Source organism: Pseudanabaena sp. UWO310, assembly GCF_006861605.1.
In the GTDB taxonomy this organism is placed as follows: Bacteria; Cyanobacteriota; Cyanobacteriia; order Pseudanabaenales; family Pseudanabaenaceae; genus Pseudanabaena.
The window spans coordinates 51,133-63,708 of the sequence record NZ_SELU01000029.1 but is presented as its reverse complement, the minus strand read 5'-3'; the positions used below and the strand labels follow the sequence as shown (position 1 = coordinate 63,708).

Sequence of the window (12,576 nt, the reverse complement as noted above, 5' to 3'; positions counted from 1 at the left end):
TATCACTTACTAAAGAACTTTAACAATGTGAAGAGGTTATTTGAGTTAGTGACTCATCTTCAAGTCTTTTGCTTTGAGAAGATTTTTAAGTATGGCTTTTTTCCACAACTCATTTAGGATTGCTATAGCTGCCGTCAACTGTATCAGGACATAAAACCCAAAATAGTGTTGCCGCGCTCCGCGCGGCAACACTATTTTGGGTTTTATTCTTTAACTATACTTACCTGACAAATACTATAGAAGATCGGGGCGACGCTGTTTGGTACGGAGAATTTGTTGTTCCTTTCTCCATTCCGCAATTAATTTATGATTACCCGATCGCAGTACTTCGGGAACTTCCCAACCTCGGAATACTGGAGGTCTGGTGTATTGCGGATAATCCAGCAATCCATCCTCAAAACTCTCAAACTTCAGCGAATCTTCCTTCCCCACTGTTCCTGGACGCAAACGGACAACGCCATTAATTAGCGCTAGTGCAGGAATCTCACCACAGGTCAATACAAAATCTCCAAGGGAGACTTCGCGAGTGACTAAATGCTCGCATACCCTTTCGTCAATTCCTTCATAACTCCCACAAATGAGGACTAGCTGATCGTAATTGGCTAGCTCCTTAAACATTTCTTGTTTCATCGGTTCACCCTGCGGAGTCAGATAGATAATTTCGCGCTTAGGCAAAATCGGCAAAGACTCCACCGCTGTAAAAATCGGGTCTGGCTTCATCAACATGCCCACGCCGCCGCCATAGGGCTCATCGTCAACACGATGGTGCTTATCGGTGGTGAAGTCTCTGGGATTGGTCAGGTACACCTCGGCAATCTGATTGGCGATCGCCTTACCAAGCAAGCTTGTTTGCAACGGCGAAGTAAAAAATTCAGGAAAAAGGGTGACAATATCTATACGCATAGACAAATTTTATCGCAAAACCCAAGAACTCCCCAAAACTCTCAAGAACTCCTAAAAACTCCCCAAAACTCCCCAAAACTTCTATGAATATGCTTCCAGTCGCCAAAGTAGAGGAGATCGCTTTAAGTTTGGTAAAACCTTTCGATCCGCAAATCGATAGTGAAATTATTCCCCTATCCCAAGCCCTGAACCGAATTTTAGCAGAGGATGTCCATAGCGCTTTGGACTTTCCCCATTGGGATAACTCCGCGATGGATGGCTACGCTTTTCGTTACGCAGATTTAGAGGAGAAATTTCAGGAGAAATTTCAGGAGAAATTTCAGTTACGGATCGCTGCCGATGAAATCCCAGCAGGAATGGCGATCGCTAAACCCTTAGCAAAAGGCGAATGTATCCGCATCTTCACGGGAGGAATGTTACCCATTGGCGCGGATACTGTGGTCATGCAGGAAGATACAGAACGCATTGGCGATATTTTGTACCTTCAAGTCAAACCAATCCAAAGCGAATATGTTCGTCGTAAAGGTGAATTTATTACCGCAGGCACAACTTTGGTGTCAGCAGGGAGTAAATTAACCCCTACAGAAATCGGTGCTTTAGCTTCAGCAAGATGTCAAAGGGTAAAAGTTTATCGTCAGCCACGAATTGCCGTTATTTCCACAGGGAACGAACTTGTGAGCCTTGATAGTTCGGCTCCGCTTCACTTAGGACAAATAGTTGACTCCAATTTACATGCTATATCCGCTCTGATCGCTCAATCAGGGGCGATCGCTGTTCCCTTTGGCGCAGTCCCCGACCACCGAGAAGAATTAGAAACCGCCATCAAAAAGGCGATCGCCACTAGCGATCTGGTTATTTCCATAGGTGGTGTTTCCGTTGGTGATTACGACTATATAGATGGATTGCTGGAAAAACTAGGTGCCCATATCCACGTAAGGTCAGTTTCCATTAAACCAGGAAAACCTCTAACCATAGCTTCCCTCACAAACTCTCTTAGTGTGAATGGAAGTGAGGAAAGAATTGTTTATTTTGGAATTCCCGGAAATCCAGTTTCGGCAATGATGAGTTTTTGGAGATTTATTCGCGGTGCGATCGCTAAGTTAAATGGTGCGTGTGAAACCTATTGGCAGCCTCAATTTATTACCGCTTTCACCACGGAAGCTCTTAATTCTCAAGGGCGACGCGAGACCTATCTCTGGGGAAAATTAACCTATCCCAAAGGAATCCCCACCTTTCAACCCGTCTCCAATTACAGTTCGGGCAACTTAATTAGTGCGATCGGGGTAAACTCTCTCGCAGTAATGCGAGTAAATCAAACCTATGTACCCTTAGGAGATGAAGTGATAGTTATGTTAATCTAATCATTACATTCTTTCGTGGTGATAATCCGTAGTTGAATGTATAATCTAGGGGGCTGCAACGATATGAGAATCTTATAATTGTCTTAGGACAGAATCTTTAGACAATAAAAGAAATTGGATATAAAGATATAGATTGTATTATTCTCATGGAGTCCCAGATTAGCCTCAGGGCTAGGGGCAAAGGTCAAACAACGTAACCTAATCTATGTGCCATTGACAGCTATTGGTATCAAGCACATGTATGCAAAGTTCTCCTCTAATGTATTGGGCATATTTTCTAGCTGCTTGCATCATTGAGGATGTTCGTCCTATGCAATTAGATGAAAATAGCCTAAACAATGAAAATATCGCGAAACTTCTGCGGGGGTATCGGTTTTCTCCTTCTGAATCCTTACAGCATCAGCTAGTTGAGATTCATATGGGCATAATTCGCGAAACGATCGCTTCTTTACCAATCTCGCTCATCAATCAAACTAATATTGGCGATCGGAGATCGGGCGATCGCTCAGAAACCAGTGAACGTCGAGTATCTAATAAAAGAATTGGCGAAAGGCGGTCGAGCGATCGCGAACTACTAGAGGTAGGTAAGCAGGGCTTTAAAAAAGCGCTCAGTCAATTTAATCCTGAAACAAATCCCAATTTTTCTGAATTCGCCCAATTAATCATCTATCAACACTTAGAGAACTTTTTGCAAAGGAAGTATTTAGATAGTCGCAACGAACCAAAGGAATCCGAAGAAATGGATTCCCAAATTACGATCTCCAAAAAGCAAGAAACTCTAGAAATTTTGCAAGCCTATCGCTCCAAACCATCGATCAAGCTGCGTAACCAACTCGTAAACCTAAATATTGGCTTAGTACGACGTGAGGCATATCACTGGAAAAATCAATGCCAAGAAAGCTTTGAAGATCTGATGCAGGTCGGCTCGATTGGGCTAATTAATGCGATCGAACGTTTTGATGTCAGCAAGGGAAATGCCTTTAGCTCCTTTGCCGTACCCTACATCAAGGGGGAAATCCAACATTACTTGCGGGACAAAAGTCCTACGGTGCGAATGCCGCGTGCATGGCTGACCACCTATAACCAAGGCTGCAAAATTATTCGTACCAAACGGGCTGAAACTGGGCGCGAACCCTCAAGCCAAGAAGTAGCCAATTACCTAGGGATCACGGTTAATGAATGGTATGACATCAAACTTGCCTGTCAAAACCGATCGCCTATTAGCCTCGATACACCCATCGATCAAAGTGAGGATAGCACCACCTCAATCGGCGATCTGGTCACCGATCATAAATATCAAAGTTTTCAACTCGCCCAAGAGGACAATATTCGCCTCCAGCAAGCCCTCGATCTGTTAGAAGATCGCACCCGTGAAGTGGTGGAGTTTGTATTTTTAAAAGAATTTACCCATCGTGAAGTCGCTGAAACCCTAGGAATTAGCGCTGTAACTGTTTCGCGGCAACTCAAGAAAGGCTTAATTGCCCTCAAAAAGATCTTAGCTACACCCATCGAATAATAAAAAATTTGCAGTTTAGGATCATATTTAATGCGGCGTGATTCCATCTTCTATAAACTATTCCAACAATTTCCGCCCCTATTATTTCAACTTTTGCCATCGCCACCACCAAATGCTGATGTATATCGCTTTGACTCAGGCGCAGTCAAGGAACCGAAATTTGAGATTGATGGCGTATTTTTACCTAATGAAGCCGATGGTATTGTCTACTTTTGTGAGGTTCAGTTTCAAAAAGACGAACAACTTTACGAAAGGGTATTTGCCGAATCTTTGTTGTATTTTTATCGAAATCGGCATAGGTTTAGCGACTGGCAAACGGTCATAATTTATCCATCGAGATCGATAGAACAAGGCAAAATTCATCCATATCGAGCATTGCTTAATTCTGAGCAAGTCCATCGTATATATTTGAATGAGTTAGGAAATATTCGTGAGTTGCCGATATGGGTAGCGCTAATGGTCTTAACTACGGTTGACGAAATCCAAGCGCCAGCCGAAGCAAGGTATTTATTAAAAAGAACTGTTGACCAATCATCAAGTCGCGCCATAATAGAAATGGTGACGACAATCATGGTTTACAAGTTTGAAGCATTAAGTCAAAAAGAGGTAGAAGCTATGCTGGGTATCACGTTACAAGAAACAAGAGTTTATCGAGAAATTAAAGCTAAAGGAGTAAAGCAGGGGCGCATACAAGGGCGTATGCAAGGAATAAGGCAAGGGCATGAGCAAGGACGTAAGCAAGAAGCAATTAACCTCGTCGTCAGAATTTTGATTAAGCGGTTTGGTAATTTATCTGACGAGATGCGGGCTTCAATTTCAGATTTATCTTTAACCCTGCTTGAGGAATTAAGCGAAGCGATTTTAGATTTTAGTAATTTGGCTGATTTACAGACTTGGCTAACGGCGCGATCATCTAAATTTCAGAACCCTTAGTAATATGCTGTTAAAATATAAGCAATTAATTGGAAGAGATAATTAAAGACTCAAACTATGATAGCGAATAACATTCATGAATCACCTGTTATCCTGTTTTTATCATAAACAATAATAATATTTATAAGATATTTGTTCCACTATTAATTCTCACAGCTATTTTGCCAGCATCAAAAACCAAAGATAAGGACTATACGGCATATTTAGGGGGATTGGCAAAAAGATCTTCTGACGGAGGGTTTATCATCTGTCACGATCTGATGATAGTGTCAATGGCTTAGAGATTGGTGTTCTAGGTGACTTTAATGGTGTTTTCTATTTGCTACTGCTTTTGTTTATTTCAGTTTCAAGTCTAATTGCTATGGTTTTTCTTCAGAAGGATAAGCTTTAAAACTTTGATTGGGCTTTGATAGCAAATCAAAGCCCAATCAAAGTTTTGTTTTTTTGATTGTGACAGGATGTATTTTATCTGAGACAGCTAAAATGCATCCTGCATATTAAATAGCAGTAGTAGCTTGGACTCTAGCGCGAGCATTTCTCACATTTTGTTCGGCTTGGATTTTACCTTGCTTATCTTCAGCCTTAATACCAGCTAAAGCTTGCTCAGCTTCTTCCAACTTTTTACGCGCTTCGTCAGAATTAATTTCACTACCTAATTCGCCACTACGAACTAGCACAGTTACTTCATTTTCTTCAACTTCAGCAAAACCACCCGTAAGAGCGATCGCTGACCAAGCTTTGTCTTTACGCAGACGTAACACACCTACTTCAAGTGCCGAAATCAGAGGGGCGTGATCGGTCAAAATACCCAATTGCCCTGTGGAACTAGGTAAAATCACTTCCTCTGCGACAGTATCCAGAATCGTCCGATCTGGGGAAATTACTTTTACAGTTAGGGTCATTTTTTAAAATATTTGGTTATTTTTTTAGCTATTAGCTATTAGCTATTAGCTTTTAGCGTTTAGCTATTAGCTTTTGAACAGCTAACAGCTAACAGCTAAACGCTAATAGCCAAAATGCCTAATTACCAGCCTTTAACTTTTCAGCCTTAGCGATCGCTTCTTCGATGTTGCCAACGAGGTAGAAAGCTTGCTCAGGGAGGTCGTCAAGTTCGCCCTTAAGGATGCGATCGAAACCATTGATGCTTTCTTCGAGGGTGACGTACTTACCAGGAGATCCAGTAAATACTTCAGCTACGAAGAAGGGCTGAGACAAGAAACGCTCGATCTTACGAGCACGGGCTACAGCCAACTTATCTTCTTCAGAAAGTTCATCTAGCCCCAAGATCGCGATGATGTCTTGGAGTTCTTTATAACGCTGAAGGATTGATTGGACACCGCGAGCAACGCGATAATGCTCGTCACTAACCACACCGGGTTGCAGCATGGTCGAAGAGGAATCGAGAGGATCGACCGCAGGATAAATCCCCTTAGAAGCCAAACCACGGGACAAAACGGTGGTTGCGTCAAGGTGGGCAAAGGTGGTTGCAGGTGCGGGGTCGGTCAAGTCATCCGCAGGTACATACACAGCTTGTACGGAAGTAATCGAACCTTCGGTGGTTGAGGTAATCCGTTCTTGCAAAGCACCCATGTCTGTGGCAAGAGTTGGTTGATAACCTACAGCCGATGGCATCCGACCGAGTAGTGCCGATACCTCAGAACCAGCTTGAGTGAAGCGGAAAATATTGTCGATGAACAACAATACGTCTTGCTTGGACACATCGCGGAAGTATTCAGCCATGGTCAAAGCAGTTAAGCCCACACGCATACGCGCTCCAGGTGGCTCGTTCATTTGACCGTAAACGAGAGCGAGGTACTGAAGTACGCCCGACTCTTTCATTTCATGGTAGAGGTCATTACCTTCGCGGGTACGTTCGCCTACACCACCAAACACCGATACACCAGAGTGCTTTTTGGCGATATTGTTGATTAATTCTTGGATTAATACGGTTTTACCGACACCAGCACCACCAAACAAACCAATTTTGCCACCACGACGATAGGGAGCGAGAAGGTCAATTACCTTAATACCCGTTTCAAAGGTGCTAGGTTTGGTTTCGAGAGATGTAAAGGCAGGGGATGGACGGTGAATGGGGAATTTTTCTTCGGTGGTAACAGGCCCTAATTCATCAATAGGTTCGCCTAATACATTGAAGATCCGACCAAGGGTGTTAGGACCGACAGGAACGCTAATCGGTGCGCCTGTATCGGTTACATCCATACCTCTAACGATACCGTCAGTGGTACTCATCGCTACAGCACGTACTTGGTTATCACCTAGTAATTGTTGTACTTCGCAGGTGACATTGATGTCCTGTCCTGCGGAGTTTCTGCCTGTTACGACAACGGCGTTATAAATTTCGGGGATTTTGCCACTGGGGAATTCGGCATCGACCACAGGACCGATGATCTTGGTGATGCGCCCGACTGATACTTTCTCTGCGGTTGTTACCATGCTTGCTGTTTACTCCAGCCTCTTAACTTAGAATCTAAAAAATTTGCAATGAAATGACGTGCAAGAAAATGCAGTAGGTCAAACTATAAGAGTTTAACTTTTTTTGCGATCGCATATAAAGCTAACTGCTTCTCAAAATATCATTTAATGGGGATCAAGCGATCGCGGGTTTGTGCAAAAGTTTGCGCAAATAACCTACGGGCTGAGATATTTGGCAATTTCGGCGAGGGTGATGGGGGTATTGGTGGTGCTGGGCACATCGACAACTACTAAATAGCCATCTACCTTACCTTTGCCAACGGTATTTAAGGCATCAAGAATCTTCGGCATATCTGCCTCGATCAGGATTCCCCGCTTATCATAAATTTCTAGGGCGGAAAGGCATCCCAATGAGGCATTCCAATCAAAATTTTGGGGATTGACCAGCATCGCCTTACTTTGGAAGAAATCGATCGCTGCGCCACTGCCATGAATCCGAAACTCCGATCGCCCGACATTACCTGCCCAAAAGGTCTGCTGGATCGGGGTATATTTACGCCACGAAGGAGGTAAGAGAGCTTGGTAAGCTTGGAGATTGCCTGCGAATTTACCTTTTTGATTGGGTAAGAATGCGTTAACACCATCCTCAAAAGGGACGAATAGATTCACCAGCGAAAACTGTCCGTAAGCGTGAAACACCTCGTCATCGGGCTGTAGTGAAACCCCTTCCATACGGTAAATCCCTTGCGGAGTCCGCCCATTGGTGAAGTACCAGTCAAGATTGCGCAGGGATTGCAGTAGTAAGGGGTTTGACCATAGTTGCTTGCCCTGCATGACAAATTTACCATTGCGATCTTTAAGAATCGCCACACACAATACATCGCGATTGGGGCGACAGAGCACGTACATATGAGCCTGTTGCGGTGCAATTTGCCATTTTAAGAGGTCAGAGAGATTGGGAAGTGTATTTTCATTGAGTTGGCGATCGCCTAGAACCGTTTGTAATGTATTTCTCAGGTATAAATCTTGTGACCAATTGGGAAAGCGTTGTTGCACCCTCAGACTTAGTTTTGCCATTGAAGGATTAGGGCTATCTTGACCTGTCTTTGCTAGGGCTACTAGGGATAGGGCAACCCATTGGGGGTCATTGCTGGAGTTTACAGTGTTTAAAAAAGACTGTTGCAGTCTGCCATAGACCGCAGGCTTAATCCGATATAATTCCATGCCCACCTGCATCGCCGTATCAATAATCCCTTTTTGCGGATCGCTAAGATTGGCTGCTGTCGTCATTTGTAGGATATTTTCTAAGGCTTGCACGGCATAATCTTTTTCGGGGGCTAATACGCCGAGCGCCCATAGAGAATCTTGCCAATGGGGGGCATTGCTTTCCGTAAGAGGATATTTCTGGAGATCGAATCGGCTGGGATTCGCCTTTTGCATTTGATCTTGGATTTGGGATTTTCTAGCCGTCTCAGTAGCTTTGGGTTGATAAGCGCGAATTGCTGGGGTCTGAGCCTTTACAATGGGTGGGGTAGTTGCCGAAACAACAAAAAAAGCGATCGCCGCTAAAGCACTGGACGTTAGTTGATACATAGAAATTCTTGTCACAAGAAAATAGGGAGAACGCAATGCGTTCTCCCCATTTTAGTATGGAGCTAAGCGGATTCGAACCGCTGGCCCTCTCAATGCCATTGAGATGCGCTACCAACTGCGCTATAGCCCCTAACCACTGAAAAAACTTAAATAATTTATCAGCTTGTCTATAATCGCTCAAATTGAGTTATATGTCAAATGCGATCGCAAAAAAATTTTTATGGACTGGGAAATTGGCATAACCAGTTGCTTTGCGATCATATCTATCAAAATTTCTATTGTAGCGGTAGCCAGTTACAGCAATTATCAATCAAACGAACCCCAAGAAAAGTTTTGAAAGCGTTGCAAAGCAAGGCTTTCAAAACTTTTCTTGGTTTGGGATTTTGAGCGCAAAGCGCTGTATGTTAGGACAAACCCAAAGCCCCAAAATAGAGTGGCGGCGCTACGCGCCGCCACTCTATTTTGGGCTTTGGGGCTTAACTACAAATAGCTATAAAAATTAAATTTCTCCAGAGCTTGACTCTCCACCTGACTAGAGATTGTATAAGTAATAAGTAGCTAAGCCAAGCCCAGAGAGCGTACCGCCCGCGTAGCGGGCGGTACGCTCTTCTAGGTTTTAAGATGGTGTAGCCATTTTTAGTTTTGGTATTAATTATGCCCAGCTACTTAGCGCTACTTAGCGCTAAGTAGCAAAATTGAAGCCGATCTCAACTCATTTAGGATGGCTGTAGATTAATTGAGTTTTCACTTGAATTTTTACTTGAATTTTTAGTGGGTTTTAGGAGGTCAAGCCCTAACTATGGTGATTACATCATCTCAGGAGCTATTACTCCAAATTGGGCAAGTTGCGGCGAAGAGTCAAGTTCCAATCAAAACAATTCGCTATTACGAAGAACTCGGCTTAGTAAAGTCAGCGGGACGTACCGAGGGAAAGTTTCGGTTGTTTGCCCCTGAGACGATCGCTCGCATTGCTTTTATCAAGAGATTACAAAAATTAGGATTGAGTCTGCAAGAAATTGCTGAGATCTTGGCGGTTTATGATCGTGGCTTGGCTCCTTGTGCGGAGATTAAGCAGCAACTAGAGCATCAGATCCTAGAGATAGATCGGCGTATTACAGAATTAATGACTTTACGTAGTGAAATTAGTGAATTGCTAGAAGACTGGACACCCCAACCCCAAGCGATCGCTGGAGATATTTGTCCGATTTTATAGCGATTTTTATCGCACCAATTAAAAATTTAGGGGTCAAGCAAAGAATGGAAAAGATGATCATGCAACTGCGAGGGATGCATTGTGCCGCTTGCGCCACTAGCATCGAATCCATGACCAGTGCGATGGATGGCGTAATCAGTAGCAATGTTAATTTTGCGATCGCGCAAATAGCGATCGCCTACAACCCCAAAAAGACGAACATCGATACAATTCAAAAAGCGATCGCTAATCTCGGTTACGAAGCAATCTTGCCAGATCGTTCGGTTGATGCCGTGGAGATCGACAGGAAATTTCGCCTAAGGGAATCACAAGCCCTCATGCGTAAAGTTGTCCTAGGTGGTGCAGTTAGTGCGACATTGGTAATTGGCTCGCTTCCAATGATGACAGGATTAAACTTGCCGATTATTCCTGCTTGGATGTCACAACCTTGGTTCCAGCTTTGCCTCACCTTACCCGTGCAGATTTGGTGTGGTAGCTCTTTTTACATCGGCGCTTGGAAGGCTTTTCAAAATCACACCGCTACGATGGATACCCTAATTGCTTTAGGAACATTGGCAGCTTTTTCCTACTCTCTCACGGTCACTTTCAATCCTAATTTTTTCATTGTCCAAGGGCTGCAACCTGAGGTTTACTACGAAGTCTCGGTGGTGGTAATTACACTCATTTTATTAGGCAAGTTATTGGAAAATCATGCCAAAAGTGAAACCTCCGAGGCTATTCGGAAGTTAATCGGCTTACAGCCCAAAGTAGCTAGAGTGCTTAAGGATGGAACCGAAGCCGATATTCCCATTGAGAATGTCCAGATCGGCGATATCATTCTCATCCGTCCTGGCGAGAAAATCCCCGTCGATGGGGAAGCGATCGCAGGAAGTTCCACGGTAGATGAATCCATAATTACGGGTGAAAGTATACCCATTGAAAAGCAAATCGGCGATCGCTTGATCGGGGCAACTATTAATAAAAACGGTAGCCTCCAGATGAGAGCCAGTCATGTGGGCAAAGATACCGTGCTAGCGCAGATTGTCAGCCTCGTTCAACAAGCTCAAGGCTCTAAAGCGCCAATTCAACGATTAGCCGATCTGGTAACGGGTTGGTTTGTGCCTGTGGTGATTTCCATTGCGATCGTTACCTTCGTGATTTGGTTCGATGTGATGGGAAATTTAACATTGGCAACTATTTCCGCGATTGGCGTACTAATTATTGCCTGTCCTTGTGCCTTGGGGCTGGCTGCACCAACTTCGATTATGGTGGGTACTGGCAAAGGAGCCGAGCATGGCATCTTGATTAAAGATGCAGGTAGTTTAGAACTCGCCCATAAAATCCAGACAATTTTAATCGATAAGACTGGCACAATCACCGAGGGTAAACCGACTGTGACGGATGTCTGGACGATCGATGGAGATAATAGTGAATTATTGAAACTGGTTGCAGCGGTCGAGCGCAACTCCGAACATCCTCTCGCGGAAGCAGTGGTGGCGCACGCGAAACAGCAGGGGCTAGATGTACCTGATGTGGTTGATTTTAAGGCGATCGCTGGTAGTGGAGTGCAGGGCAAAGTTGGAAATGTCACCGTTCAAGTTGGTACGAGGTTGTGGATGGATGAACTTCACATTGATACTGAGGTGCTCCATCCATATCAAAATGCTTGGGAAATGGGCGGTAAAACGGTGATTTTAATTGCGATCGATCACGTAGTGCGGGGATTAATTGGCATCGCCGATAGGGTTAAGCCCTCGTCTCATGCGGCAATCCATAGCTTGCAGCGGATGAACATTGAAGTCATCATGCTCACGGGGGATCATCTTCTCACGGCAGAAGCGATCGCCCGCGAAGTTGGAATCGAACGGATATTTGCCCAAGTGCGTCCAGACCAAAAAGCAGCAAAAATCCATGAATTGCAGTCCAATGGAAAAGTTGTGGCGATGGTTGGCGATGGCATCAATGATGCTCCCGCCTTGGCACAAGCCGATGTTGGTATCGCCATTGGTACGGGCACTGATGTGGCGATCGCCGCTAGCGATATCACCCTAATTTCTGGCAATCTACAGGGAATCGTGACTGCAATTCAACTCAGCCGCGCCACTATGCGCAATATCCAGCAGAATCTCTTTTTTGCTTTTATTTATAACGTTGCAGGTATCCCCATTGCCGCAGGGATTCTCTTCCCTTGGTTTGGATGGTTACTGAGTCCCATTATTGCAGGCGGAGCTATGGCATTTAGTTCCGTTTCTGTAGTCTCCAACGCTTTGCGCTTAAACCGCTTTCGACCAAAATTTTAAAAAAACTGACACCCACACTAAAAATCATGCTCAATATAAAAGCGATCGGGATACTCATTAGCCTCTGTCTCTTAACAGCCAACCCATTCCCAGCATTTGGGGAAATGATGGCAGAAAATTCCGCGCGATCGCCTAAATTCCCAAAAATTGAACAGCCTCTCTTGCTTAAAATTGGTCTCAGCGCTGGAGGGATTGCGCTCATTAGCGCTCAGCTATGGTGGTTTCTCGGTTACAAAAAGCAATCAGTCCCAAAACTGGAAGTCCCTTCTTCTCAATCAAGGCAAAAATAAACGCCAAAAGAGGGCTGCCACGCTCCGCGTGGCAGCCCTCTTTTGGGGCTTATAC

At 44.3% G+C, this 12,576-nt stretch carries 10 protein-coding genes and 1 tRNA gene; 6 read left to right on the top strand and 5 right to left on the bottom strand.

Translation table 11 applies throughout. The features are described from left to right. Positions 1-234: 234 nt before the first annotated feature. A complete protein-coding gene (gene trmD / locus PseudUWO310_RS11570; RefSeq protein ID WP_142601342.1) occupies positions 235-903 on the bottom strand; it encodes a tRNA (guanosine(37)-N1)-methyltransferase TrmD in 669 nt (222 codons plus the stop codon). 83 nt (positions 904-986) lie between these two features. Between trmD and glp the strand changes: the two genes are divergently transcribed. The 3 genes from glp (at position 987) to PseudUWO310_RS11555 (ending at position 4,713) form a co-directional block, all read left to right on the top strand. Continuing rightward, positions 987-2,264: a gephyrin-like molybdotransferase Glp gene (gene glp / locus PseudUWO310_RS11565; RefSeq protein WP_142601340.1), complete on the top strand. Its 1,278-nt coding sequence runs from the start codon at positions 987-989 to the stop codon at positions 2,262-2,264. Between the two features lie 241 nt (positions 2,265-2,505). Then, a complete protein-coding gene (locus tag PseudUWO310_RS23775) occupies positions 2,506-3,780 on the top strand; it encodes an RNA polymerase sigma factor SigF (RefSeq protein ID WP_317845562.1) in 1,275 nt (424 codons plus the stop codon). A 30-nt stretch (positions 3,781-3,810) separates the two neighbouring features. Continuing rightward, entirely contained in the window at positions 3,811-4,713 is a 903-nt protein-coding gene (locus PseudUWO310_RS11555) for an Rpn family recombination-promoting nuclease/putative transposase (protein WP_142601337.1), read from the top strand. 497 nt (positions 4,714-5,210) lie between these two features. Here the strand turns inward: PseudUWO310_RS11555 and atpC are convergent, their stop codons facing one another. The 4 genes from atpC to PseudUWO310_RS11535 all read right to left on the bottom strand — a co-directional run bounded on the left by atpC (position 5,211) and on the right by PseudUWO310_RS11535 (position 8,869). Then, the gene (atpC, locus tag PseudUWO310_RS11550) at positions 5,211-5,615 is read right to left on the bottom strand and encodes an ATP synthase F1 subunit epsilon (protein ID WP_142601334.1); all 405 of its coding nucleotides are present in this window, start codon (positions 5,613-5,615) and stop codon (positions 5,211-5,213) included. A gap of 118 nt (positions 5,616-5,733) precedes the next feature. Beyond that, positions 5,734-7,167, bottom strand: a complete 1,434-nt coding sequence (gene atpD, locus PseudUWO310_RS11545; RefSeq protein WP_055076116.1) for a F0F1 ATP synthase subunit beta — start codon at positions 7,165-7,167, stop codon at positions 5,734-5,736. Between the two features lie 195 nt (positions 7,168-7,362). Next, the gene (locus PseudUWO310_RS11540; protein WP_142601332.1) at positions 7,363-8,739 is read right to left on the bottom strand and encodes a hypothetical protein; all 1,377 of its coding nucleotides are present in this window, start codon (positions 8,737-8,739) and stop codon (positions 7,363-7,365) included. 57 nt (positions 8,740-8,796) lie between these two features. Continuing rightward, positions 8,797-8,869: transfer RNA gene (locus PseudUWO310_RS11535), tRNA-Ala, on the bottom strand. A gap of 669 nt (positions 8,870-9,538) precedes the next feature. Between PseudUWO310_RS11535 and PseudUWO310_RS11530 the strand changes: the two genes are divergently transcribed. Genes PseudUWO310_RS11530 through PseudUWO310_RS11520 form a run of 3 tightly spaced genes read left to right on the top strand, consistent with a single transcriptional unit; the run spans position 9,539 to position 12,521 of the window. Next, positions 9,539-9,952, top strand: coding sequence for a heavy metal-responsive transcriptional regulator (locus PseudUWO310_RS11530; RefSeq protein WP_190315992.1), 414 nt, complete (start codon positions 9,539-9,541; stop codon positions 9,950-9,952). Positions 9,953-9,996: 44 nt separating this feature from the next. Continuing rightward, positions 9,997-12,231 (top strand): heavy metal translocating P-type ATPase, encoded by a 2,235-nt coding sequence (locus PseudUWO310_RS11525; RefSeq protein ID WP_142601345.1) that lies wholly within the window; start codon positions 9,997-9,999, stop codon positions 12,229-12,231. A gap of 26 nt (positions 12,232-12,257) precedes the next feature. Further along, entirely contained in the window at positions 12,258-12,521 is a 264-nt protein-coding gene (locus PseudUWO310_RS11520; RefSeq protein WP_142601330.1) for a hypothetical protein, read from the top strand. Positions 12,522-12,576 lie beyond the last annotated feature (55 nt).